Annotated in this window: 24 protein-coding genes; 9 read left to right on the top strand and 15 right to left on the bottom strand. The window is 64.8% G+C overall.

The window, feature by feature from the left end:
• Nucleotides 1-98: 98 nt before the first annotated feature.
• Entirely contained in the window at nt 99-731 is a 633-nt protein-coding gene (locus tag ACAG25_RS15300; RefSeq protein WP_370489318.1) for a TetR/AcrR family transcriptional regulator, read from the bottom strand.
• A gap of 39 nt (nt 732-770) precedes the next feature.
• Between ACAG25_RS15300 and ACAG25_RS15295 the strand changes: the two genes are divergently transcribed.
• Nucleotides 771-1,916: an ABC transporter substrate-binding protein gene (locus ACAG25_RS15295; RefSeq protein WP_370489317.1), complete on the top strand. Its 1,146-nt coding sequence runs from the start codon at nt 771-773 to the stop codon at nt 1,914-1,916.
• Here the strand turns inward: ACAG25_RS15295 and ACAG25_RS15290 are convergent.
• A complete protein-coding gene (locus ACAG25_RS15290) occupies nt 1,908-2,981 on the bottom strand; it encodes a dihydrodipicolinate synthase (RefSeq protein WP_370489316.1) in 1,074 nt (357 codons plus the stop codon). The two genes, ACAG25_RS15295 and ACAG25_RS15290, sit on opposite strands and share 9 nt — an antisense overlap.
• A 195-nt stretch (nt 2,982-3,176) precedes the next feature.
• Here ACAG25_RS15290 and ACAG25_RS15285 point away from each other — a divergent pair, with 195 nt between their 5' ends.
• From ACAG25_RS15285 to ACAG25_RS15275, 3 genes are all read left to right on the top strand, one after another.
• Nucleotides 3,177-4,343, top strand: coding sequence for a cytochrome P450 (locus ACAG25_RS15285; protein ID WP_370489473.1), 1,167 nt, complete (start codon nt 3,177-3,179; stop codon nt 4,341-4,343).
• Between the two features lie 11 nt (nt 4,344-4,354).
• Entirely contained in the window at nt 4,355-5,401 is a 1,047-nt protein-coding gene (locus ACAG25_RS15280) for a dihydrodipicolinate reductase (RefSeq protein ID WP_370489315.1), read from the top strand.
• A gap of 102 nt (nt 5,402-5,503) precedes the next feature.
• Nucleotides 5,504-6,346, top strand: a complete 843-nt coding sequence (locus ACAG25_RS15275) for an SDR family oxidoreductase (protein WP_370489314.1) — start codon at nt 5,504-5,506, stop codon at nt 6,344-6,346.
• Nucleotides 6,347-6,355: 9 nt separating this feature from the next.
• On the opposite strand, the gene ACAG25_RS15270 is transcribed toward ACAG25_RS15275, so the two are convergent.
• From ACAG25_RS15270 to ACAG25_RS15260, 3 genes are all read right to left on the bottom strand, one after another.
• Nucleotides 6,356-7,159 (bottom strand): SDR family NAD(P)-dependent oxidoreductase, encoded by an 804-nt coding sequence (locus tag ACAG25_RS15270; protein WP_370489313.1) that lies wholly within the window; start codon nt 7,157-7,159, stop codon nt 6,356-6,358.
• A 27-nt stretch (nt 7,160-7,186) separates the two neighbouring features.
• Entirely contained in the window at nt 7,187-7,945 is a 759-nt protein-coding gene (locus tag ACAG25_RS15265; protein WP_370489312.1) for an SDR family oxidoreductase, read from the bottom strand.
• A gap of 86 nt (nt 7,946-8,031) precedes the next feature.
• Entirely contained in the window at nt 8,032-9,654 is a 1,623-nt protein-coding gene (locus tag ACAG25_RS15260) for a class I adenylate-forming enzyme family protein (protein WP_370489311.1), read from the bottom strand.
• Between the two features lie 377 nt (nt 9,655-10,031).
• On the opposite strand from ACAG25_RS15260, the gene ACAG25_RS15255 reads away from it, so the two are divergent.
• Together ACAG25_RS15255 and ACAG25_RS15250 are read left to right on the top strand one after the other, a co-directional pair.
• Complete coding sequence (locus ACAG25_RS15255; protein WP_370489310.1) at nt 10,032-11,237, top strand: CaiB/BaiF CoA transferase family protein; 1,206 nt, start codon at nt 10,032-10,034, stop codon at nt 11,235-11,237.
• Nucleotides 11,234-12,463, top strand: coding sequence for a cytochrome P450 (locus tag ACAG25_RS15250; protein ID WP_370489309.1), 1,230 nt, complete (start codon nt 11,234-11,236; stop codon nt 12,461-12,463). Before ACAG25_RS15255 ends, ACAG25_RS15250 begins: the two co-directional genes overlap by 4 nt.
• A 9-nt stretch (nt 12,464-12,472) precedes the next feature.
• Here the strand turns inward: ACAG25_RS15250 and ACAG25_RS15245 are convergent, their stop codons facing one another.
• The 10 genes from ACAG25_RS15245 to ACAG25_RS15200 form a co-directional block, all read right to left on the bottom strand.
• Nucleotides 12,473-13,027, bottom strand: a complete 555-nt coding sequence (locus ACAG25_RS15245; RefSeq protein WP_370489308.1) for a hypothetical protein — start codon at nt 13,025-13,027, stop codon at nt 12,473-12,475.
• Between the two features lie 60 nt (nt 13,028-13,087).
• Nucleotides 13,088-13,687 carry a TetR/AcrR family transcriptional regulator gene (locus tag ACAG25_RS15240; protein ID WP_370489307.1) on the bottom strand — a complete coding sequence of 200 codons (600 nt, stop codon included), beginning with the start codon at nt 13,685-13,687 and terminating at the stop codon, nt 13,088-13,090.
• A gap of 88 nt (nt 13,688-13,775) precedes the next feature.
• Complete coding sequence (locus tag ACAG25_RS15235) at nt 13,776-14,939, bottom strand: lipid-transfer protein (protein ID WP_370489306.1); 1,164 nt, start codon at nt 14,937-14,939, stop codon at nt 13,776-13,778.
• Entirely contained in the window at nt 14,936-15,388 is a 453-nt protein-coding gene (locus tag ACAG25_RS15230) for a MaoC family dehydratase (RefSeq protein ID WP_370489305.1), read from the bottom strand. Before ACAG25_RS15230 ends, ACAG25_RS15235 begins: the two co-directional genes overlap by 4 nt.
• A complete protein-coding gene (locus ACAG25_RS15225) occupies nt 15,385-16,494 on the bottom strand; it encodes an acyl-CoA dehydrogenase family protein (RefSeq protein WP_370489304.1) in 1,110 nt (369 codons plus the stop codon). Before ACAG25_RS15225 ends, ACAG25_RS15230 begins: the two co-directional genes overlap by 4 nt.
• Nucleotides 16,495-16,513: 19 nt before the next feature.
• Nucleotides 16,514-16,927 (bottom strand): Zn-ribbon domain-containing OB-fold protein, encoded by a 414-nt coding sequence (locus ACAG25_RS15220; protein ID WP_370489303.1) that lies wholly within the window; start codon nt 16,925-16,927, stop codon nt 16,514-16,516.
• A complete protein-coding gene (locus tag ACAG25_RS15215; RefSeq protein ID WP_370489302.1) occupies nt 16,927-17,481 on the bottom strand; it encodes a MaoC family dehydratase N-terminal domain-containing protein in 555 nt (184 codons plus the stop codon). Before ACAG25_RS15215 ends, ACAG25_RS15220 begins: the two co-directional genes overlap by 1 nt.
• 12 nt (nt 17,482-17,493) lie before the next feature.
• Nucleotides 17,494-18,675, bottom strand: a complete 1,182-nt coding sequence (locus tag ACAG25_RS15210; protein ID WP_370489301.1) for an acyl-CoA dehydrogenase family protein — start codon at nt 18,673-18,675, stop codon at nt 17,494-17,496.
• A complete protein-coding gene (locus ACAG25_RS15205; protein WP_370489472.1) occupies nt 18,675-19,847 on the bottom strand; it encodes a cytochrome P450 in 1,173 nt (390 codons plus the stop codon). The genes ACAG25_RS15210 and ACAG25_RS15205 overlap by 1 nt, the downstream gene beginning before the upstream one ends.
• 268 nt (nt 19,848-20,115) lie before the next feature.
• On the bottom strand, nt 20,116-21,015 hold the full coding sequence (locus ACAG25_RS15200) for an IclR family transcriptional regulator (RefSeq protein WP_370489300.1): 900 nt from the start codon (nt 21,013-21,015) through the stop codon (nt 20,116-20,118).
• Nucleotides 21,016-21,111: 96 nt separating this feature from the next.
• Between ACAG25_RS15200 and ACAG25_RS15195 the strand changes: the two genes are divergently transcribed.
• Genes ACAG25_RS15195 through ACAG25_RS15185 form a run of 3 tightly spaced genes read left to right on the top strand, consistent with a single transcriptional unit; the run spans nt 21,112 to nt 23,550 of the window.
• Nucleotides 21,112-22,161: a zinc-binding dehydrogenase gene (locus ACAG25_RS15195; RefSeq protein WP_370489299.1), complete on the top strand. Its 1,050-nt coding sequence runs from the start codon at nt 21,112-21,114 to the stop codon at nt 22,159-22,161.
• Nucleotides 22,161-22,556 (top strand): nuclear transport factor 2 family protein, encoded by a 396-nt coding sequence (locus ACAG25_RS15190; RefSeq protein ID WP_370489298.1) that lies wholly within the window; start codon nt 22,161-22,163, stop codon nt 22,554-22,556. Before ACAG25_RS15195 ends, ACAG25_RS15190 begins: the two co-directional genes overlap by 1 nt.
• 34 nt (nt 22,557-22,590) lie before the next feature.
• Nucleotides 22,591-23,550, top strand: coding sequence for an LLM class flavin-dependent oxidoreductase (locus ACAG25_RS15185; RefSeq protein WP_370489297.1), 960 nt, complete (start codon nt 22,591-22,593; stop codon nt 23,548-23,550).
• Nucleotides 23,551-23,554: the final 4 nt, after the last annotated feature.

Genomic DNA, 23,554 nt, shown 5'->3' with positions numbered 1-23,554 from the left:
TCGAGAGGGAACTTATCAGATTCAAAGAAGCGGTGTATACGAAAATGAAAACGGTCATTTCCAGAAGGTCCGGCGGTGCTGGGGTCCGGGCAGAAGGGCTAGTTTGTCAGTTCATTTGGTGATCGGGCCACGAAGCTCAGCAGCATCCGATCCAGGACTGCAGCGGCCCGTTCACGGGCGGAGGCGCTGTCGGTCGCGTGTGCGACCAGGAGCGCGGCCTCCTCCACTGCGGCCACCATCATGTGGGTCAGTTCCGCGACGGGTTGGTCGTCGATCGCGCCGTCGGCGATGGCTTCCCGGATCACCTCGTCGATCATGGCCATGCTGTTGTCCTGTTGGATCGCACGGAGTGTCTCCCAGCCGAGCACCACCGGACCGTCGAGCAGCATCACCTGTTGAACCTCGCGTTCGAGTGCGGCGTCGAGGAACTCGTGCAGACCGCGGGTGAGCCGTGCCCAGGCGTCGGCGCCTTGCGGGGGAGCGGCGATCGAACGCAGCGTCAGGTCACGTTCGACTTCCTCGAAGACCGCCCGGAAGAGTTCGGCCTTGTCCTTGAAGTGGTGGTAGAACGCGCCCCGGGTTCCGACCCCGGACCTGGTCACCAGATCGCCGATGCTCGTGCGGAAGAAGCCGTGCTCGACGAACAGCGAACGCCCTGCGGCGATGAGGTCGCGACGGGTCTGGTCGCCCCGGGCTCTGCGCTCGTCGTCGGTGCCGCCTCGCTTCGCCATGCGTGCACGATATCAACATTCATCTTGTATGTTGCGGTTATGGCTGACGAGGAACTTCGCGCGTACGGATCGGTCGCCCCACTGAAAGTGGGACTGCTCAACGACTATCCGACCAGCGGCACCACCGACAACGACACTGTCGCCGCACTCGCGCTGGTGATGGACGAGGCGCTCGAGTCGGGCCTGATCGACCGGCCGGTCGAACTGGTCCAGCGGCACGCGATCGGACTGCCCAACGGTACCTACAAGGCGGTGCAGCGGGCCTTCGACGAGCTGATCGACGAGGGTTGCCTGGCGATCTTCGGACCCTGGGTTTCCGACAACGTCGTTCCCCTGCGCACACACGTCGACGCCACCGCCCAGGCTCCCATCGTCACCTTGTCCGGTTCCGAAGGTGCACTCGGCGAGTGGTGCTTTGCGTTGAACAACGGTTCGATGGCCGAGGAGCCGGTGATGCTCGCTGCTGTCATGATCGGCGACGGTCGCTCACGCATCGCGATCGCCTACGAATCGTCCTTGATCGGCAAGGAATACCTCGCTTCAGCGGAGAAGGCCTATACCGCAGCGGGTTTGACAGTCGTTGCGAGGATCGCGATCCCTCAGGTGGAGGCGGACAAGGACGTCGCCGTCAAGGCGCTGCGCGAGTCCGAACCCGATGCGCTGGTGCACGTCGGTTTCGGGCACGGCCTCTGGGGCTTCTCCGACGCCCTGCTGGCCGCCGACTGGGATCCGCCGAGGTACACGACCACTGCGTTCGAGATGGCGCACATCAACGCCGAATGGATGCGTCAGCTGTCGGGCTGGATCGGTCTGGACAGCTACGACGAGCGCAACACTGTGGGTCAGGCGTTCCTGGACCGCTTCGAGGCCCGGTACGGTCGCCGCCCCGGGCACTCCATGCCGGGTCTGGCCCACGACGCGGCGACGGTGATCGTGCGAGGACTGTCGATGGCCAGGCCGCTGACGGGGGAAGGCGTCAAACACGGCATCGAGCAGGTCAAACTCATCCCGTCGGCCAGCGGTGCTCCAGGGACGTTTCTGCGCTTCGGTCGGTATATCCGGCAGGGCTGGTTGGGGTCTGACTACCTGGTCGCGCGGCGCGTGCTGCCCGACGGCTCGGGGCATGTCTTCCATGCCGCACCGAGCGAGAACATCGCGCGCGCAGTCGGCGCGGCGTCACCGTAGCTGGATTGCGCCGAACACGGGAGCGGTGACGATGCCCGGCGGATGGGCGAGCACATAGGGGATGGACCGTAGTGCGCTCATGGCGATCATGAGATGTCCCGGATGCGCATGCGCCCCGGTCGGGCGTCCGTCTTCCGGGCCGACGTCGAGTTGCAGCTCAAAGCTCGGGTTTCCGGAGATGACAGCCCGGATGAGCGGCGCCCGTTGGCCCTCCCGAAGCGGCTCGAGGCCCCACTGCGGTAGATCACGAGTGAGCACCCACTCTTCGTGGATGGCCAGCAGTGGACGCCCCGACCAATGACCGACCCACGAGAAGCGTTGCCCAGCAACAGTTCCTGCCTCGATAGTCCCGGCCTTGACCTCGAGATCGTACGGCAGCGTGGTGGCGTCGACGGAGATCTCGATGTGCGAGAGGGTCACACCGAGAACGTCGGCTGTGGCGTTGAGAGCCTGACGGTAGGCCATGTCGAGTTTGCCGATGATCGGTGAATCGACAGAGACGTCTTCGGGCGGGCGGCCCATGCCCATCAGATCCACCAGCATCGGCCTGCTGTCCACCGCGGAGACATCGGTGGCCTCGTAGAGGTCGATGCGGTCGATGGTCTTACTCAGTCCCGTCACGGTGGCCACGAGGCGCTCGAACATGAATCCGGGGTTTTCTCCGGCGGCGTGGAATCGGGACCGGCCCACCCGGCATGCCTCGACGAAAGCGCCTTCGGTGTCGGGGCCGTAAGTGGGCAGATGGTTGTACGAGGTGGTTGACACGACGTTGATCCCCGCGGCAAGGAGCCGGCAGATGTCGTCGGCGTTGGTCTCCATTGAATGCGCCTTGCTGGCGGCGTGCACCACCACGTCGGGGCGTAGAGCCAGGATGTCGTCCTTCGAGGCGGTGGCCCGCACGCCGGTGGTGGCCGGGAGGCCGCAGAGTGCGCCGGCGTCCTGTCCGGTCTTGGCGGGGTCGTAGACCAAGACGCCCACCAGCTGGAAATCATCGTTCTCGATCATCTCCTGCAGGGCGGCGCGACCGACGGCGCCGGTGGCCCATTGTGCGACGCGAACAGTCAATCAAACGCTCCCGGTTCCAGTTTCGCGATTACGCGGCGGTTGGTTGGCGCAAACCTACATGATGGTACTTGCAACCGACACGCTGTATGTTGATATCCGCAGTCGTGAGTGAGGAGCCGTGAGGTGGTCGAGCCGACAACCGTTGAGGAACTCGAACGGGACATCCGGGACGCTCAGGCGAGGTTCAACGAAGGGATGGGCGCCGACGGTGACGCATCGCCCTACCCACTGCTGAAGGAGCTGCGCGCGCAAGCCGCCGTACACCCCGGTTGGCCGGAGATGGGCCTGGCCGCCCGCTCCGACGACGGTCCCCAGACGTTCACCGCCTATTCGTTCGACGCCGTGAAGGCGATCTTCACCGACAACGTCACCTTCAGTACCCGCTGCTACGAGGACGTGGTCCGCCCGCTGCAGGGTCCGACCATCTTGGAGATGCAGGAACCCGAGCACGCGGTGTACCGGAAGTTGCACGAGTTCGCATTCGCACGCTCGTCGATGAAGCGTTGGGACAGTGAGCTTGTCGGGCCGCTGGTCGACGAGACCGTCGCCAGGTTTCGGGACGCCAAGCGGGCAGACCTCGTGGATGCGGTCTTCATGCCGATCCCGGTGCGGGTGATCGCCGCTCTACTCGGGTTGCCCCAGTCCGATGTGCTGCACTTCCACCGGCTGGCCATCGACCTGCTCGGCTTCCGCGCGGACATGGACCGCGCGATGCGCGCGTCCGCCGAGATGAAGGACTATTTCGTCGGCATTCTCGCCGACCGCCGGGTCGCACCGAAAGACGATATGGTCTCGATCCTCGCCGCGGCCGAAGTCAACGGCGTGAAGATGTCCGACGAGCAGATTTACGGCTTCATGCGCAATCTCCTTCCCGCGGGTGCCGAGACGACATCGCGCTCCACAGCCAGCCTGGCGTTCGCGCTGCTGACCCACACCGACCAACTGGAGGCCGTCCGCGACGATCGCAGCTTGTTGCCGCAGGCGATCGAGGAGGGCATCCGGTGGGAGACGCCTCTGCTGAACTTCATGCGCGAGGTCACGTGCGACACCGAGATCGCCGGTCTGCGCGTGCCGAAGGGGTCCACGATGATGCTGAGCCTCGGAAGTGCCAACCATGACGAGACTCGCTGGCAGGACCCCGAGGAGTTCGACATCTTCCGCGAACGCAAGTCGCACATCGGGTTCGCGCACGGAGCACACGTGTGCCTGGGTATGCATTTGGCACGGTTGGAGAGCATGAAGATCTTCAACGCGCTGCTCGATGAGCTCCCGAATCTGCGTCTGGACCCGGACGCCCCACCCCCCTACATTGCCGGCACGATGTTCCGTTCGCCCCCGCGTCTCGACGTCGTGTGGGATTGAAAGAGAAGACCATGACCCGCGTCATCCAATGGGCCACCGGCGTCACCGGCATGATGTCCCTGAGACACGTGATCGGCAGGGCGGATCTGGAACTCGCCGCCGTCCGCGTCTACGACCCGGCCAAAGCCGACATCGATGCCGGCACGCTGTGCGGTCTGGCCGAGACCGGCGTGCGCACCAGTGCGAACCGGGACGACGTGCTCGACACCGACGCCGACGTCGTGCTGTACATGGGCAAGGTCGAGATGGACACGCCAGGATGCTTCCAGGACGTGTGCGACCTCCTCAGGACGGGCAAGAACGTGGTGGCCACGGGCAGCCGATTCATCCATCCCCGCTCGCTGGACGCCGGCCTGGCTGATGCCATCGAATCAGCCTGTCGTGCAGGGGGTTCGACGTTTCTGGGGCTGGGCCTCTACCCGGGATTCTTCGGGGAATCGCTGGCCCCGGTCCTCGCGCGGCTGACCGAGAAGGCCAGTCGGATCAATGTGCGAGAAGTGCTCAACTACTCGACATACGCCAGCCACGACCTGATCTTCAACGCGATGGGCTTCGGTCATGCGCCCGAGGACACCACCCCGCTGTTGACCAACCCGGAGTACGCGGCGAGTGCGTGGATCGGCAGTGCCACCGTCCTCACGCACGCGCTGGGGTTGGAGATCCGGGGCTTCGAGGGATTCCGGGAGGTGGCGACGACATCACGCCCCCTGACTGTCGCGGCGGGTGAGATCCCGGCGGGTACGGTCGGCGCCATGCGCTTCGGCGTGGTGGTCGACTGCGGCGACACCACGTTGTCGGTCGAACATCTCACCCGAATGGCGGATGACCTCGCTCCGGAATGGCCGACGGAGATCGGCTACGAGGTGACGTTCGAGGGGCGACCGAACCTGCGTGTCCACATGGTGATCGGTGGGCACGAAGAAGACCATGCCGAACAGGGTTGTCTGGCTACGGCGATGCATGCCGTCAACGCCATTCCAGCGGTCATCTCGGCTGATCCTGGTCTGCACGACCTGTCGACCATCTCGGCGTTCACCCCGCACTGGGCAGATCGGTGACGGAGGTGGGTCGGCCGGCCTTGTACCCACCAGATCGAGTGATAATGTCAATTCTCGATAATCGACACATCGGTTTCCGCAAGCTTACGGAGGGTCTGGGTCATGGACGACGCACTCGGCTATGAGGGGAAGTCCGTCGTCGTGACGGGAGCCGCCTCGGGTATGGGAGAGGCGACCGCTCGCATTCTTACCGATCTGGGTGCAGAGGTCACCGCGCTGGACATCAAGCCGACGACGGTCGACGTTGCCCGCGCACTGACGATCGATCTGCGCGACCGGGCGAACATCGAGAAGGTGGCCGCGTCCATCGAGGGCCCGATCGACGGTTTGTTCAGCTGCGCGGGGCTGCCCGGCCCGCCGTTCAGCGAGTGGGACACCATCCTGGTGAACTTCGTCGGTGCACGGCACCTCGCGGAGCAACTCGTTCCCAAGATGTCCGAGGGTTCTGCGATCAGCGTGATCTCCTCGTCGGCTGCCATCGGCTGGCAGGACCACATCAAGGTGATCACCGGTCTGCTCGAGACCGAGGGCTTCGATGCCGCGGTGGAGTGGTTGACGGCCAACGAGAAGAAGTGGTCGTGGAGCGGTTATGCGTATTCGAAGTACATCATCGACGCCTGGGTGGGCTGGTGGTATCCCGAACTCGCGCGCAGAGGAATCCGTGTCAACTGCATCAATCCGGGACCGACCGAGACCGCGATGATGCCGGCGTTCCAAGACCTGATGGGCAAGCAGACGGTCGACGACGCGATCGGGCCCGTCGGCCGCTACTCGAGAGCCGAGGAGCAGGCGTGGCCGCTGGTGTGTCTCGGTAGCCCGAGGTTCAGTTATGTCGGTGGCACCGTGTTGTGGACCGACGGCGGGTGGAACGGGGCGATGACGATGGGTCGGCACCAGGCGCAGTGGGCCGACACCGCGGCCGACCAGATGGCGACGAAGAAATGACCGCTGGGCTCAGATGAAGTCCGAGCCGCCGTCGACGTTGAGCGTCGCTCCGGTGACGTAGCCATTGCGCCGTGATGCCAGATACGCCACAGCCGAGGCGATTTCCTCGGGTAGTCCGGCACGTCCCAGGTCGCAGGGGTGCCCGTAGGTGCGTTCGACCCAGGTCATCACGTCGTCGGGGTCCGACGAATCCAGGCCGTCGGCAGCGAGCACGTCACGCAGGATCTCGGTGAAGCTGGCGGTCACGATGGTGCCGGGACACACGCAGTTCACCAGGATGCCCTCGGGCCCCAAGCTCTTCGAGAGGTTCTTGGTGAAGCTCGACAGCGCCGCTTTGACGGCCGTGTAGGCCACCAGGCGGGGGCTCTGCCGCTGAATGGAGTGCGCGGAAAGAGTGACGATGCGGGCCCATTCGGCGCTGCGCAGCATCGGCAACGCTGCCCGGACCGACCGGACCGCCGACATCGTGCCGAGGTCGAAGGCGGCATGCCAGGCATCGTCGTCGAGGTCTTCGAACGCTCCGGCGTCGGGTCCCACCGTGTGCACGAGCACGTTCAGCCGACCCCAACGCTCCTGCACCTTCTGACAACCGGCCGCGATCGAGGCGGCGTCGGCCATGTCGACGGCAATGGGCAGGACCTCCGGCGCGCCGGCGCGTCGAACGGTCTCGGCTGCAGCATCGAGTGCCTCCGGTCCCCTTGCCATGATCGCGACCGAGGCACCCTCGGCCCCGAGACATTCGGCGATGGCCAATCCCATGCCCTTACTGCCGCCGGTGACCACTGCCGTGGCGCCGCGAAACTCGAGGTCCATCTGTTGTGCCTTCCTCTCGACGTCAGTTCACGACGACTTGCTCATACGCGGTGCCAGGTGCACGATCTCGCTGACCACCGACGGATTGGCGCGGGACATCGCCACGAGGGAGAGCATCGCGTTGGCGACATCGTCGACCGCTGACATCCGGGCCGGAATCTGGCCCTGTTGTGCCCACGATCGGTACAGGTCGGCGAGCAGGTCACGGTCGGCGCCGCGCAGGATCTCGGTGTCCTCGGTGGGCCCGATGCTCACCCGGATGACTGCCAGCTCCGGATGCTCGGCCCGCCACGACCGCAAAATCTCGTCGAGGGCTGCCTTGCTCGCGTGGTAGGCCGCGACACCGGCTCGGGGTCGCCCGACGTCGTGGCTGGATGCGACCAGCACGACCGCGTCCTGGGCGAGGTGGGCGAGCGCCGCGCGCAACACGTGGGACGCGCCGACGGCGTTGACCGCGTAGGCATGCAGCCAGGTTGTGACGTCGGTGTCCTCGATATGAGCGAAAGGGACTGCCGCACTGGTGAAGACCACGGCGTCGATCTCACCGAACTCGGCGGCGACCTCACCGATGACCTTTTCGACGGCTTTCGGATCGGCGACATCGAGTTCGTGTGCGGTCCCGCCGAGATCAGCTGCGACCGAGGACAGAATCTCGATTCGACGCGCTGCGAGTGCGACCTTGGCGCCGCGTGAGTGTGCCACGGCGGCCAAGGCTCGACCGATGCCGGACGAAGCCCCGATGACGAGCATGCGGACGCCTGCGATGTTGGAATGGCGGTCGGTCATTCTTCTCTGTTCCTTCTACGGTTGTCGGCCGGCGGCACGTAGCGTGGTTGTGATCGATTCACGGCTGCGCCTCCTCGCCGCGATGTTCAGCCACCCGAACTCGACATGCGGTTGCTCAGTTGACGGGCCAGGTCCTGTTTCTTGACCTTGCCAGTCGCCGTGAAGGGCAGTTGTTGTTTGTCGGTGATCCAAATATGTTTGGGCACTTTGTATGCCGCGATGCGATCGCGCAGCTCGGCGCGGACTTGCCCCTCGTTCAATTGGGCACCTCCTTTCGGCACCACGGCCGCGGCGACCACGACTCCGTGGTCAGGGTCGTCGGCCCCGACCACATAGGCTTCGAGCACGCCTTCACAAGCGCACAGCGCCAGTTCCACTTCCGAGGGCGTGACGTTGGTCCCGCCGCCGGTCTTGATGAGATCTCCGAGGCGGCCGGTGAAGGTGATCCATCCGTCGTCGTACCTGACACCGCAGTCGCCGGTGCGGTAGTAGCCGTCAGGCGTGAAGACCTCTTCGCGCTCTTTCTTGTAGAGGCGCTGCATCAACGAGTGGCCTCGTACCCAGATCTCGCCCGAGGTGCCGTTGGGAACCGGCGTCCCGGTTTCGGGGTCGACGATGACATGCTCCAAGCCGTCGAGAGTCACTCCGCCCGTTTCCGCGCGGTCGGGAGGCTGCGGGGGATAGGGATCGACACCGATGTGGTTGCCGCATAATTCGGTCATGCCCAGCGCATTGGGACCCTGCGGTCGACGGTCGGGGGGCACCATCGCGGGCATGCTCGTCCGGCGCACGGAACTGGTGTCTCGGGTGGCGAAGTCCGGATGCTCGGCGAGCGACTTTCCCTGCTGAGGCCAGCCCAACGTGATGGTCGCCCGGTGGCGCTCGATGAGTTCGAGGGCCTGGCCTGCATCGAACGCCGGTTGGGTCACCAACGTCGCACCGTGGTGGATGACGGCGTGCAGCCCGGTGATGAGGCCACCGACCCAGAAGAACGGCATCGACGTGAACATCACGTCATCGCCGGTCACGTCGTAGGAGTAGGTCAAGCTGTAGGTGTGGCGGACGAGCACGCCGTGAGTGTGCACAGGGCCCTTCGGATCGCCGGTGCTGCCGGAGGTGTAGATGATCATCGCGTTGTCGGCGGGTGTCACCGCTGATTCGACAGCTACCAGGAAGTCGTCGTCGATGGCCTGTGGCGGAATGTCGTCGTCGGAGATGGTGGTGGCCCAGGGTCGGTCGGTGCCGCCCCAGAATGCGATCGTGCGCAGATGCGGTGCGCTCTGGATCGTGATCCGACCCGGTTCCGCGCACGCGACCAGATCAGGAAACGCGTCCTCGAGAAGTTGCGCGAAGTCCTGACTGCGGAACGCCGGCCACGCCACGATCGCGCGCAGATCGGCGTGCCGTGCCGTCCAGGCCAACTCGGTGGCCTTGTAGAACGTGTTCAGCGGAACCGCCACGGCTCCGATTCGGGTCAGGGCGAACCAGGTGACCGCCCAGTCCACGCTGTTGGGCAACAGGATTCCGACAAGGTCGCCCTTGCCCAGGCCGCGTGCCAGGAAATTGCGCGCCAACCGTGCCGACCGGCGATCGAGGTCGGTGTAGGAGAGAACCCGGCCGTCCGCAATGAGATACGGCCGATCGGCGAACCGTGCGGCAGATGAACGCACCAGGGTGGGAACCGTGGCGGTGAGGGACGGAAACGGCATGGAAAGGACCCTACCGAATTCGAGAATTGCTGTTCTCGATGATGGCAACTTTCGTTACCAGGGCGTAGGCCGCGAGGCCCTGAAACGTTGGTACGACCGCGTCCTTCGGCGCCTCGACCGCAGTGGCTGCCGGACGTTGAGTTGCGTGTGACGGTGCCGCAACAAATGGACTCCGGGAATGCGTTCCGGACCGACGGTGATCCGGACCTTCCCGGTCTGCTGTCGTCTTCGCGGTGAGCGCGCGGCTGGTTTACAAACGCGGCTGCAGATGACATTCTCGCATATGAAAATCACCATTATCGCAGGCTGCCGCCATGCGTATGGTTCGATTCACCACCTGTTCACGGCAGTAGGAGGACACCATTTCCACCGATAAGGTGCTCAAAGGAGTTCGAGTACTCGAGGTCGCGGCATGGACGTTCGTCCCGTCGGCGGGGGCTGTTCTCGCAGAGTGGGGCGCCGAGGTCATCAAGGTCGAACCCCGCGAAGGCGGTGATCCGCAGCGCGGATTGATCACGATGGGAATCGTCGACGAGGGCGGGGGGTCGGTCAACTACATGATCGAGATCCCCAATCGCGGCAAGAAGTCGATCGGCGTCGATCTGAGCACACCCGGCGGTCAGGAAGTCGTGCGCGAACTGGCCAAGAACTGCGACGTGTTCCTGACCAGCTATCTACCCAGCCGCCGCAAGAAGATGGGTATCGACGTCGAGGACATCAGGGCGGTGAACCCCAACATCGTCTACGTCCGCGGTTCCGGTCACGGCCCGCAGGGACCCGATGCCGACAAGCCCGGGTATGACGGCGTGTCCTACTGGGCGCGTGGCGGAATCGCCACCGTGCTCAGCGAGGAAGCCGAGGAACTCGTCCGGTCCCGTCCCGCGTTCGGCGATCTCCTGGGTGGGATGACGATCGCTGGCGGGATCGCGGCCGCCCTCTACAAGAAGGCGACGACGGGAGAGGGCTCGGTGGTCGACGTCTCGCTGCTCGGTTTGGCCGCCTGGAACCTCAGTCCGGACGTCGCAGTCAGCCAGATCCACGGCGGCAGCGCGATTCCCAAGTTCGGACATGCCGACGCTCCGAACCCCCTGGTCGGCACCTACCGGACCAAGGACGGGCGTTGGGTGCAGCTGATGATGTTGCAGCTCGACAAGTTCTACGCCGAAACCATGCGTGCTATCGGCGTACCGGAATTGGTCGATGACCCGCGCTTCGCCGAACCCGGGCCGCGCTATCAGAACCGGGTGGAGCTCATCGCCCTGCTCGACCAGGTCTTCGCGCAGCGCACGCTGCAGGAGTGGCGCGATGCGTTGGCGGGGATCTCCGGTGCCTGGGGTGTGGTTCAGACCCCGGGTGAGCTGTGTTCCGACCCGGCGGTGACGGCGAACGGCTACATCGCCCAGACCGCCACGATGAACGGAGTGCCCTACGCCCTTCCGACCAACCCCGTCCAGTTCGACGAGCAGGCCGTGGTGCCGCCCGGTGCCCCTGAACACGGCCAGCACACCGAGGAGATCCTCATGGACGCCGGTATGGCGTGGGAACAGATCGAGAAGTACAAGGAATCCGGAGCCATCCTGTGAACACGTCGCCGGCCGAGCTGTCGAGTGCTGCAGTCGATTTCGATCCCTTCTCGGAGGACTTCTTCAACGGCGCATACGACACCTACCGCCGACTGCGCAACGAAGCGCCGATCTTCTACAGCGAGAAGTGGGACTTCTGGGCATTGTCGCGTTACGCCGATGTCGCGCCGGGGACGAAAGATCACGAGCTGTTCTCCTCGGCCAAGGGTGCCACCTTGGACATGGTCAAAGCTCATGACGACGCGATCCCGGTGCCGAAGGTCATCATCTCGATGGACCCACCCGAGCATCAGAAGATGCGCAAGCTGGTCAGCGCGGTTTTCACCCCGAGGGCGATCGCCGGTCTCGAAGACATGGTGCGCGAAAAGATCTACGAGCGGTTGGATGCGCTGGACACCCGCGCATTCGATGTGGTCGCCGACTTCTCTGCGCTGTTTCCCAACGAGATCATCACCACCATGTTGGGAGTTCCCAAGGAGGACCGCGATCAGATTCGGCACTGGGTGGACCTGCTGATCGAACGACGCCCCGGTGAAATCGCAACGACCAAGGCTGGATACGACGCATCGGTCAAGACCGGGTTGTACTACTACGACCTGGTGCGTCAGCGTCGCGCCGAACCGCGCGACGACATGATCAGCCGCCTCATCGAAACCGAGGTCGAACGCGACGGCCAGGTGGAGAAGTTGACCGATGTGGACATCACGGGATTCGCGACGATGCTCGGCGGCGCCGGAGCGGAGACGGTCACCAAGCTGATCGGTAATGCGATGGTGGCGTTTGCCGACTTCCCGGATCAGTGGCAGAAGCTGAAGGCGGATCGGTCGAAGATCCCGGCAGCTGTGGAGGAGCTGCTGCGGTACGAAGCTCCGTCGCAGTATCAGGTCCGAACGGCGACACGCGATGTCAGCTACTACGGGCAGACCATTCCCGAGGGTGCGGCAGTGCTCCTGGTGACCGGATCGGCGACTCGCGACGAGCGAGTTTTCGACGACCCCGACCGGTTGGACATCGATCGCGAACGCAAGATGGGCTTCAATCTGGCGTTGGGATACGGCATTCACAGTTGCCTGGGGGCCGCGCTTGCCCGGATGGAGGCGCGGATCGCGCTCGGGGCACTGCTGGATCTGCTGCCGTATTTCGAGGTCGATCGCGGCGCTTTGAAGAGGGTGGCAACGACCAACGTGGCGGGCTATTCGAGCGTTCCGGTGCGTCGGATCGGCTGAATTCGGCGATCAAGCCGAGGATTCGAACGGCGGCACCGCAGTCATCGAGCGCCGGCCACGTCGAAACGTCTCGATGTCGGTCGTCCCGTCTGCCAGCCCTGCAGCCGCCAGCGCCTGACGTTTGAATGCCATGGCTGCGGTGCTCAACCGGTAGTCGAAGCACATCGACATGTCGAGCTGCGGGGGTAACGCGGCAGTGCCCCACACCGCCACATCGCTGCGGCGGTGCCTCGTCAGACTGGTGGCGAGCCGGTGGATCGGCTGATGTCGCTCGATCAGCGACGCACCCAGGAGAACCACATCGGGACAATCGGTCTCGAGTTCGAGAACTTCCGGAAGCGGTCGGCTGCGCGTTCCCAAGATGCTCAACGCCCGGGGGTGTCCGTCGTGTTCGAGGTGGACGTCGACCTGCCATCCCGTGCTCGTCGAGTCGTAGATGACGCCCGCGGCGACCGAGACCACCTCAGCGGCATCGGTGCCCAGGACGACAAGCCTGTACGGTGTGCCGCGACTCGGACCCCGGCTGCGGGGAGCTCCGATATCGCCGTGCGCTGCAGGTGTCATCGTTCGATGATAATCGTGCATTACGAAAATGAGAATGGGCATATCCGCACGATGCGGAGCTCAACTGCGGCGAGAGGCGCCGGCGAAACCCTGCACGACGAAGGGGCGGACGAAATCTGCAACGGCCGTGTCGTCCCGCATGTCGATTCGCGGCGACGGTGTGGTGAACAGCGAGAACAACATTCGGGAGAACCACTCGGCGGCCGCCTCGACGTCAAGATCACCGCGTACCTCACCGGTGATCCGCGCCGAAGCCACGTAGGGGGCCAGGAACTCGGTGCACTCCTGCAGCAGTGTCTCCGAGTTCCTGGTCATCATGAGGTTGACTTCCTCTTCGTCGAAGTACACCTCCGGTTCGACCACCCGGCGTGCCTGGGTGACGAAGACCGCCGCTCTGACCAGCTTGTCCTCCAGCGTGCTGCCACCGTCCCGGTCGATCGCTTTGGCCATGTTGCGGTAGAACCGCTGGGACGCCGTTTCAGCACAGGCCCGGACGATGGTCGGCTTGTCGCGAAAGTACTCGTAGAACGTGCTTCGGGAGACGTCGGCGGCTCGTGCGATGTCGACGACGGTGGTTCTGCGCAGACCGCGCGTCCGGAAGCACGCAAACGCCGCGTAGATGATCGCCTCGCGGGTGTCCGTTGCGGCGGCCTGCGTCATGTTCCGGCGGTCCTCTCTTGCTCAACCGGCGCAGCGGCGGATGGTGTCTGCAGCAGACACTAATGCGTCACTGCGGAGCCGGCGGGGCTCACCGGTCTGGGGCGAGGATCAGGCCACTGGTGGGGACACCAGTCCCCGAGGTCACCAGGACGTGTTCCACGTCGTCGACCTGGTTGTAAGAGGTGCCCCGTACCTGGCGTACACCCTCGGTGATCCCGTTCATCCCGTGGATATAGGCCTCGCCCAACAGCCCGCCATTGGTGTTGATCGGCATCCGGCCGCCCAGTGAGAGTTCCTCGACCGACACGTAGTCCTTGGCTTCACCACGCCCACAGAAGCCGAGCTCCTCGAGCTGGGTGAAGACGAATGGCGTGAAATGGTCGTAGAGAAACGCTGTGGAGATGTCGTCGGGTTTCAGCCCGGAATCCCGCCACAACTTGTTGCCGACGATGCCCATCTCGGGTAGCCCGGTGATCTCGTCGCGGTAGTAACTGGTCATGACCTCGCCGTCGTAAGCCGCACCCTGAGCCGCCGCGACGATGACCGCCGGCCGGTGCGGCAGATCGCGAGCACGTTCGACACTAGTCACCACCATGGCCACCCCGCCGTCGCTCTCCTGGCAGCAGTCGAGCAGGCGCAGGACGGGCTCGATGATCCAGCGCGACTGCTGATGCTGCTCGAGGGTGATGGGCTTCCCGTAGAACCAGGCGTCGGGGTTGTTCGCGGCGTGCTTACGGTCGATGACCGAGATCTTGCCGAAGTCGGCGTTGGTGACACCGTATTCGGTCATGTACCGCTGGGCGTGCAGCGCGACCCACGCGGCCGGGGTCATGAACCCGAAGGGTGCGTAGGGCGCCATCCACAGGGGTGTGACGCCCGGCTGGCGGCCGGCGCCCCCGAACCGGAACCCGGAGCGTTCGTTGAACGCGCGGTAGCAGACGACCGCCTCGGCCGCGCCCGTCGCCACCGCCATCGCGGCTTGCATGACTGTTCCGGCGGCCGCGCCGCCGCCGTGCGGCACCCTGGTGAAGAACGAGAGGTTCTCGATGCCGACATTGCGGGCGACCTCGATCTCTTCGTTCTCGTCGACGGTGAAGGTCACCATGCCGTCGATGTCGGCCGGGCGTAGTCCGGCGTCGGCGATAGCCGCCTTGACCGCCTCGCACGCCAGCTGCATCTCGGTGCGTCCGGATTCCTTCGAGTACTCGGTCTGGCCGATGCCGGCCAGGGCAGCTTTACCGCCGAGGGTCATGCGCCCGCACCGTCGAGCAGGCTGAGGACCGCGGTACCGGAGACGTGGTCACCGAGGCTGTTGGTGCCCTTGAAGGTCACCTCGACCAGTCCCTCGGCGGCGTCGGAGGATTTGTCGGTGACCTTGCCCTCGAACCGAAGTGGATCGTTGGGGTAGGCGGGGACGCCGAGCCGGATGGAGAGCTTCTTGACGATGGCCTCCGGGCCGGCCCAGTCGTGGAGGAACTTCACGCACAGGCCGTTCGTGGTGAGGATGTTGAGGAAGATGTCCTTGGATCCCTGCGAGTTGGCGAAGTCGCGGTCATGGTGAACCGGCATGTAGTCGCGCGAAGCGATCGCCCCGGCGACGATCAACGTGGTTGTGACCGGCACCTCCATCGGGGTCACGTCGTCGCCGACGGTGATCGAGTCCCAAGCCAATGTGGTGGTACGGCCGATCGTGGCGGTCATTCGCTGATTCCTTCCGAATATCCGGCCCCCAGCCGGGCTAACTGTTGTGACGCGGATCCGAGCGAGAGCTCGATCTGCTTGGCCCACAGGAAATATCGATGCAAGGCGTAGGTGACATCGATGCCCATTCCGCCGTGCACCTGCTGGGCGGAGGCCACGACGCGGGCGCCGGCTTCTGCGGCCCAGAACTTCGCGATGCTCGCCGCCCGGTCGGCATCCCGGCCCTCGCTGACCAGCCATGCCGCATGCCAGGTGGTCCAGCGGATCGCCTGCACGTCGATGAACGCATCGGCAAGCCGCTGCTGCACTGCTTGAAAAGACCCGATGGGACGGCCGAACTGCTCACGCTCGCTGGTGTAGGAGGCGGCGAGGGTCAGCGCACGCTCGGTGACACCGATCTGTATGGCGCACAGGCCGACGAGCGCACGGGTGTACAACGCGGAGACGGCGTCACCGTCCTGGGCGGTCAGGCGTTCGGCGGCGACGCCGGTGAGGTCCAGGTCGGCAAAAGGCTGGCCGTCGGTGGTGCTCACCGGATGCACAGCGACGCCTTCGGCCTGCGTCTCGACCACGAACAGGCCTGGCCCGTCGTCCGCTGTGGCCGATACGACGATCGCCGAGGCGAGTTGCGCGGCGGGTACGAGCTCTTTGGTGCCGTCCAGTCGCCAGGAGCCGCCATCGCGGCGTGCCGTGGTGCGCGGCGTTGCGGGATCGGAATTTCCGGGTTCGGACAGCGCGGCCGTCAAGACGGTGCTGCCGTCGACAACTCCGGGCAGAAACCGTTGCTGCAGCTCCGCATTGCCGTGGCGTGCGATGGTGTCGGCGCCGAGAAGGAGCGTGGCATAGAGCGGTACCGGGGCGACACTCCATCCCACTTCGCTCAGCAGGACCCCGAGCTCGAGGAAGCCACCGCCGCTGCCACCCAGGGACTCGGGTACCGCGATCCCGAGCAGGTCGGAGGCGGCGAGTTCCGCCCACAGTTCGGGGTCGTGGCGGGTCTCGCCTGCTTCGAGTTCGGTGAGGCGTTCGGGCGTGGCTCGGTGTTCGAACAGTTGACGCGCGACCTTGCCGACCGTCTCCTGTGTCTCGGAAAAGGTGAAATCCATTGGAGTAGAGAACTTTCGGCTAGAGGGCAGGTCTGAACTGGTGGAGAACCAGCTCGTCGCCGCTCGGCAGGGCTTCGAACTTCTCGAAGAAGACCTCGACGGGCATGCCGACCGTGATTTCGGCGGGCTCGATGCCGCAGAGGTTCGATACGATCCGTACCCCTTCCTCGAGCTCGATCAGCGCGACGACGTAGGGGTACTCCAGGAACGGCAGCGGCGGGTACTGCGGCATCACGAAGCTGTACACCGTGCCGCGGCCCGAGCTCACGACGTGGTCCCAGTTCAGCGATTGGCATTTCCCGCACATGGGCCGCGGCGGAACGCGCAGGCTGTTGCAGTCGGTGCAGCGCTGGATCCGAAGCTCATGCTCTTTGAGTCCGGACCAGAAGAACTCGGTGTCCGGGCTGATCGACGGGGCGAGTCTGCTGGCCATCATCCACCCGTCTTGAATCGCAGCGTCCGGAACCATTGGCGTCCGATGACATCGCCGTTCTGGTCGCGATACGTGGTGACCCACGTGACGAAGAAGCCGTTGCCCATGGCCGTCTTCTTCTCGTCGGAGATAGAGTCGAAGACCGTCTCGGACGTGATCTCGTCTCCGACACGGGGATAACGCTCGATCTCGAAATCCGAGTTGGTCGCGATGATGCCGGTGTAGCCGGCGTCGGCGAGGAACTGCAGCGGGTTCTCGCCTTTCATCTCGATCGGCACCCCGCCACGCTCGTGGATACCCTCCAGCTTCGGTGGCGGCATCGTCCACGTCTGCAACATAACCGGTGGCGACACGATCCCGCCGTGCCGAGAGTTCTGCGCGAACTCCGGATCGAGGTACGCGGGGTTCATGTCGCTCAGGGCGTATGCCCAGTGCCGGATCATTGCGGTGTTCACCGGGTCGGGCGCGTGCACCGGCTTGCCGACCCCGTCGGTAGGTGTGCCGATGAGTGCGTCGAGGCGCTGGCGCAGTTCGTCTTTGGCTGTGTCGGTCACGGATTCCCTTTCTCAGGACACTCGCATGTCACGGGGCGCGCGTGGCATCCCGAGACCTGCCATAGCGATGATGTCGCGCTGGATTTCGTTGGCACCGCCACCGAAGGTGTTGATGACCGCGAGCCGATACGCGGTCTCGAGCTGACCCTCGAGCGGCGCGGCGGATCCTTTTCGGGTGCCCGCCTGGCCCATGATGTCGAGCAGTTCGCGCGCGACCCGTTGGGTGAGCTCGGTGCCGAAGACCTTGGCCGCCGAGGCCTCGGCCATGCCGATGGCGCCGGCACCCATGTTGGCGTTGACGCGGAGATTCAGCAGGCGATAGGCGGCCACCTGCGCCTCGACGCGTGCGAGCGCTTGCTGAACCCACGGCTGGTCGACGACCATGCCGTCGTCCAGGGGCGTCTCCCGAGCCCACTTCACGGTCTTCTCCAGCAGCGGTTCGAGAGCGCCGAGGTTGCCCAGTGCCGCGCGCTCCAGGTTGAGCTGGTTGGTCACCAACTTCCATCCCTCGTTCTCGCCCAGCACGATCGCACTGGCGGGGACGCGGACGTCGTCGTAGAAGGTGTAATAGGTCGATACGCCCGGCATGGTGTGCAGCGGTTTCCACGAGAAGCCGGGGGAGTCCGTGGGCACGATGAAGACGGTGATTCCCTTGTGCTTCTTGGCCTCCGGATCGGTACGAGCGGCCAGCCAGATGTAGTCGGCGAATTCCGCGCCGCTGGTCCACATCTTGGCGCCGTTGATCACGTACTCGTCCCCGTCCCGCACGGCAGTCGTCCGCAGTGAGGCGAGGTCGCTGCCGGCGCCCGGTTCGGAGTAACCGATGGCGAAGTCGACCTTGCCTTTGAGGATCGCCGGCAGGAACTTGTCTTTCTGCTCCTGCGTGCCGAACTGGATCAACGTCGGGCCGACCGTGTTGAGCGTGATCATGGGCAGCGGGGCGTTCACCCGGCGCGCTTCCTCGCCGAAAATGTACTGCTCCAGCGCTGTCAGGCCATGGCCACCGAACTCGACCGGCCATGCCACGCCCAGCAGACCTGCCCGTCCCAGCGCCCGGCGGCATTCCGACATCGCGGCTCCGCCTTCCATGAGGCCCGCGACGGCTGCGCGGCGCTCCGGCGTCATGACCGCTTCGAGTCGCTCGCGATAGTCCTTGCGGAGCTGCTCTTGCTCGGGTGTGTAGTCGAAGTCCATCAGGATCTCGTTCCCAGTCGGACCGGCATGCGTTTGACTCCTGGCACCATCGTGGCGCGCAGACGTGTCACGTCACCGGTGAGTTCGATCGTCGGGTAGGTGCCCAGCAGGACCTCGAACAGGACTCTGGCCTCCAGCCGTGCGAGCTGCGCACCGAGACACGCATGCTCACCGGCGCCGAAGGCGATGTGGGGGTTCGGGTTTCGGGTGATGTCGAACTCTTCACTGTTGGCGCCGAAGACCTCTTCGTCACGGTTGGCCGAGCCGTAGAGCATCACGACCGTGTCTCCGGCCTTGATCTGCTGACCTCGGATCTCGACGTCCGCGGTGGCTTGCCGGGCCATATGGGTGACCGGGCTGGTGTAGCGCAACATCTCCTCGACCGCGCAGGTCAACAAAGATGGGTCAGATCGCAGAAGGGCGAACTGGTCCGGATGCTCGATCAACGCCAGGGTGCCCAGCGCGATCAGATTGCGGGTGGTCTCATTGCCTGCCACGAGAAGAAGGAACGAGAAGTTCAGAAGATCCTCATCGGTCAGCCGTACGCCGTCGACCTCCGCGGCGGCAAGAATGCTGAGGAGGTCGTCCTGTCCTGCGACTTCCCCCGACCGCCGTGCGGCGATGAGTTTCGTGAAGTACTCGTAGAGTTCGGCCAGCGCGACGACAGGCTCGAGTTCGATGTCGGGGTCATCAGCACCGACTGCGGCGTCCGACCAGGTCCGGAACTGTTCCCAGTCCTCGGGAGGGGCGCCCAGCATCTCCGCGATCATGCGGGTGGGTAGAGGTGCGGCGATCTCCTCGGCGAACTCGTACTCACGGGTCGGGTCGACGTCGTCGAGTATCCCTTTGACGATCTCCCTGACCTTGGGCTCCAGCAACGTCACCTGGCGGCGGGTGAACCCCGAGTTGATGAGCTTGCGCAACTGACGGTGGCGCGGCGGATCGGTGAAGATCAGATTGCCTTCCTGCACCGGCTCCGGCAGCACCGGGTCCGGGATCGTTATGCCCTTGGTGGAGGAGAACAAGTGGGGATGGCTGGAGACGTATCGGACATCTTCGTATTTCAGCAACGCCCAGAAGTTCGTGACGTCGTTCCACACCACCGGAGCGGTGTTCCGCAGCTCCCGGTATGCGGGGTAGGGGTCGCCGGCGTAGAAATCGGGCGAATGCAGCGGATGGGACGTGGTGGGGTTGGCGGGCTGAGCAACGGGCACAGTAGGACCTAGGCCTTCCTTCGCGTCAGAGCAATCGGACACTAGAGAACGATATGTCTGATCATCGATTTGTCTACCAGGGTCGGCATGACTGCGTCAATCGTCGTAATCAGGTGGTTAGGCTATGTTTCGCACAATCGCGGCCCCCTGCAGGACACGCACTATATGGGCAAGGCGCCAAGTTGGTCCGACAGTCATGGGGAACCTGTCAGGGCAAGGGTCCCGCTCAGGCTCTCCAGCCGGTGCTGCGCCTCGGGGGGTTCCCGCCGCGCGCCACGTGGTCCACCTCTTGCATCAGCGGTTCCGCGACAGCCGCGATCTCGTTTGTCGTCATCGGGCGCATCGGATGTACACCCAGAATGAGCAATACCTTGTTGTTCGCGTCCAGGACAGGGGCGGAGATCGTGGCCACTTGCTGTGCGCCGCGTGCATCGTCGTCAGACAGCAGGTTCGCGGAGAGGAACTCGAGGCGGAGCTGTTCGATGACCGAGTGCAGGTTGTCGGGGACGGACTCGCCGGACAACGTATGGATAGCCCGGGCTGCCTGGGCCAGCGAGGGCGTCATCCAGTCGACGTCGTAGCCGCGGTCCCGGGTGCGACTCAACACCGCGCGTAAGCGCTCGGCGAGGCGTGCGTCCTCAGCCGCTCCCCGCTGCACCCATGACTCCTGTTGCTCTGGTGTATCCCACGCCGCGCAGGCAATCCCGAAGGGGGGCGCATACGGGATGCGCTCATGGGGCGAGACGGTTTCAGCGGTTCCATCGGCTTGTTCGAAGGCGGTGATGACGAGATCGTCTCCGCAGCGTTCGACCACCGAAGACGGCATGCGGGTGCTGCCCGACAGGCGAGCGATGGCTTCTCGGGCGAGCGAGGCGAACGGACGCGTGGCCTCGAACCGTTCCGCGATGTGGGCCAGGGCGAGTCCGAGGGCGAATCTCTTGGAAACCGGATCCCTTGTCACCCAACGGCGGTCGTTCAATGTCTTGAGGATCGAATGGGCTGTGGCTTGTGACAGGCCGAGTTCGCGCGCGATGTCGGAGAAGCGCAATCCGGCGCTGCCCGATTCACCGAGGAGCTCGACGATGTCGAGGACCCGGTCTGCGGGCGCGGAACGTGCTCCTCGCATCTTGACTCCCTGGAATGCGCATCCTACGGTTTTCACAGTAATTGGAGAATAGTTCTCTAATAGTAGAGAAGTTGTCAATTCGCTGAGGGGCGGCAAATGCGGGCAGTCGTATTGCGGAACGGCAAGGTGACGGTTCGCGAGACCACCGATCCGGTTCCCGGGCAGGGTGATCTCCTCCTGAAGACGCTCAGCACCGCCATCTGTGCCTCGGACGTGCACTACATGGACCATCCCGATCTCGCGATCAACGATCCGACCGGTCGGTCGTTGTATGACCCCGACCGCGACATCGTCATGGGACACGAGTTCGTGGGTGAGGTCATCGGCCATGGACCGGGATGCAGCGACGCGTTCCCCGTCGGAACCCGGGTGACATCGATGCCGATCCGACTGGTCGACGGCGGCGCGGGCGGCCTGCGCATCATCGGTCAGCACCCCGAAGCCCAGGGCAGTTTCGGCGAACTGCTCGTCGTGCCCGAGGCGACCGCGAAGGCCGTCGACGGTGCGGTGTCCGACGACGCGATCGCCGTTGTCGACGCCTTCGCGGTGGGCGAGTTCTATGTGCGGTCGTCGAACATGCAACCGGGCGAGATCCCGATCATCATCGGTGCCGGCGCCGTCGGGCTGTCGGCGGTTGCCGCACTGACCGCGCGCGGGATCGATCCGATCATCGTGTCCGACTTCCACGCAGAACGCCGCGAACTGGCCCGATCCGGCTTCGGCGCGCACATCCTCGTCGACCCTGCGCAGCAGTCGGTGTTCGACGTCTTCCGCCAGGTGCGCGCCGAACGGCACCTGGCTGGTTGCGCGGTGGTCTTCGAATGCGTGGGCGCCTCGGGTCTGATCGACAAGATCGTCGCGGAGGCAGAGTTCTGTTCGCGGATCTACTGCGCAGGCGGGTGGTACACCGGCGATACCTTGAGTATCACCGAGGCGACCCGCAACGGGCTGACAATGCAGTTCGGCGGAGGTCCGATGCCTCAGGACTGGTACGGCGTTCTCGATTCCGTCGTCGCGGGGACACTCGACCCGTTGCCCAGCGTCGGCAGGATCATCGGCCTCGACGAGGTACCCGAGGCGCTGGACCAGGCTCGACGGTCAGAGGGTCCGCCCCGGATCGTGATCCATCCGAACGGGGACCTCTGATGTCTGACCGTGATGAGATCATCGACCTGAGCATCCGCTATGCCACGGCGATCGACACCCGCCAATACAGCCTTCTCGCAACGGTGTTCGCCGAGGACGCCGATATCGACTACGGCGTGATCGGCCACTGGCAATCGGCTGCGGAGATCGCCGAGTTCATGGAGGCAGCTCACGTCGGCGCGGAGCACACGCTGCACCGGATGACCAACCAGGCCGTCGATATCGCCGGGGACACCGCGACCGTCCGCACGTACGTGGACGCAGTGATCCTGTTCCCCGGCGGCGGCGCGAATCCCATCGGGTATTACGACGATCACGTCGTGCGCACATCGCAGGGATGGCGCATCGCGCATCGGACTTTCACCTCGGTCCGGATCGCTGAAGTCAGAAAGTGATCGGTTCCGACGTACGGCAGAACGGATAGCAGCGGTGTTCACTCTTCGCTTCGACATGCGAGCGCCCTCGTGGGGAGCGCCGGCCACCGACTTGTACGCGGCCGCCTGCGATATGTCGGTATGGGCCGAGGATCACGGTTGTCTGGCAGTCGTGCTGTGCGAGCACCACTGCGCCGACGACGGTTACCTACCGTCGCCGCTGCTGCTCGGTGCGGCGATCGCAGCTCGGACCAACCGGCTGATGCTCAACCTGACGATCCTGCTGCCCTTCTACGATCCGGCGCGACTGGCCGAGGACATGGCCGTGCTCGACCACATCAGCGCGGGGCGGGCCACCTACGTATTCGGCATCGGCTATCGACCCGAGGAGTATGCCCACTTCGGTCTGTCCATGGCGCAACGAGGTCGGCTCGCCGATGAGAAGCTCGACGTGCTGCGCCGACTGTTGGCCGGAGAGGAAGTCGACCACGGGGGTAGGCGCATGAGGGTCACTCCGCGACCACGGTCGGCGCAGGGACCCATGATGAGCTGGGGCGGGGCGAGTCTGGCTGCCGCCCGCCGTGCCGGCCGAAACGGGTTGGGGCTGCTGGCCAACGGCGGAGTTCCAGGAATGCGGGAAGCCTATGAGACAGCATGCCGCGACAACGGGTTCGAGCCCGGCTTCGTGCTGATCCCGGACCGGAACGCCGCGACGAACTGTTTCGTCGCCGACGATGTCGACGCCGCCTGGGACGAGATCGGCAAGTACCTGCTGCACGACGCGATGGCCTACTCGGAATGGAATCCCGACAACACGGTGTCGGCCAACATCACCACCGCCACATCGGTCGACGAGTTGCGCGGGACGTCGACATCGCACGTGATCCTGTCGGTCGAGGAGGCGCGACAGCGCATCGGCGCGAGTGAGGTATTCAACATCGCTCCGCTGTGTGGCGGCATACCGCCCGACATCGCCTGGCCGTACCTGAAGCGATTCGCCAAGCTGCACCAGTGAAAGG

This window comes from Mycobacterium sp. pV006, from assembly GCF_041287115.1.
GTDB lineage: Bacteria > Actinomycetota > Actinomycetes > Mycobacteriales > Mycobacteriaceae > Mycobacterium.
This window is presented reverse-complemented; position numbering and strand designations above follow the sequence as displayed.

Excerpts from the sequence above, each read along its gene's own strand:
- ACAG25_RS15210 (WP_370489301.1), bottom strand. The coding sequence starts at position 18,675 with ATGGACTTCGACTACACACCCGAGCAAGAGCAGCTCCGCAAGGACTAT.
- ACAG25_RS15225 (WP_370489304.1), bottom strand. The coding sequence starts at position 16,494 with ATGGATTTCACCTTTTCCGAGACACAGGAGACGGTCGGCAAGGTCGCG.
- ACAG25_RS15195 (WP_370489299.1), top strand. The coding sequence starts at position 21,112 with ATGCGGGCAGTCGTATTGCGGAACGGCAAGGTGACGGTTCGCGAGACC.
- ACAG25_RS15295 (WP_370489317.1), top strand. The coding sequence starts at position 771 with ATGGCTGACGAGGAACTTCGCGCGTACGGATCGGTCGCCCCACTGAAA.
- ACAG25_RS15200 (WP_370489300.1), bottom strand. The coding sequence starts at position 21,015 with ATGCGAGGAGCACGTTCCGCGCCCGCAGACCGGGTCCTCGACATCGTC.
- ACAG25_RS15260 (WP_370489311.1), bottom strand. The coding sequence starts at position 9,654 with ATGCCGTTTCCGTCCCTCACCGCCACGGTTCCCACCCTGGTGCGTTCA.
- ACAG25_RS15280 (WP_370489315.1), top strand. The coding sequence starts at position 4,355 with ATGACCCGCGTCATCCAATGGGCCACCGGCGTCACCGGCATGATGTCC.
- ACAG25_RS15270 (WP_370489313.1), bottom strand. The coding sequence starts at position 7,159 with ATGGACCTCGAGTTTCGCGGCGCCACGGCAGTGGTCACCGGCGGCAGT.
- ACAG25_RS15265 (WP_370489312.1), bottom strand. The coding sequence starts at position 7,945 with ATGACCGACCGCCATTCCAACATCGCAGGCGTCCGCATGCTCGTCATC.
- ACAG25_RS15300 (WP_370489318.1), bottom strand. The coding sequence starts at position 731 with ATGGCGAAGCGAGGCGGCACCGACGACGAGCGCAGAGCCCGGGGCGAC.
- ACAG25_RS15245 (WP_370489308.1), bottom strand. The coding sequence starts at position 13,027 with ATGACACCTGCAGCGCACGGCGATATCGGAGCTCCCCGCAGCCGGGGT.
- ACAG25_RS15285 (WP_370489473.1), top strand. The coding sequence starts at position 3,177 with ATGGGCGCCGACGGTGACGCATCGCCCTACCCACTGCTGAAGGAGCTG.
- ACAG25_RS15235 (WP_370489306.1), bottom strand. The coding sequence starts at position 14,939 with ATGACCCTCGGCGGTAAAGCTGCCCTGGCCGGCATCGGCCAGACCGAG.
- ACAG25_RS15240 (WP_370489307.1), bottom strand. The coding sequence starts at position 13,687 with ATGACGCAGGCCGCCGCAACGGACACCCGCGAGGCGATCATCTACGCG.
- ACAG25_RS15220 (WP_370489303.1), bottom strand. The coding sequence starts at position 16,927 with ATGGCCAGCAGACTCGCCCCGTCGATCAGCCCGGACACCGAGTTCTTC.
- ACAG25_RS15230 (WP_370489305.1), bottom strand. The coding sequence starts at position 15,388 with ATGACCGCCACGATCGGCCGTACCACCACATTGGCTTGGGACTCGATC.
- ACAG25_RS15190 (WP_370489298.1), top strand. The coding sequence starts at position 22,161 with ATGTCTGACCGTGATGAGATCATCGACCTGAGCATCCGCTATGCCACG.
- ACAG25_RS15275 (WP_370489314.1), top strand. The coding sequence starts at position 5,504 with ATGGACGACGCACTCGGCTATGAGGGGAAGTCCGTCGTCGTGACGGGA.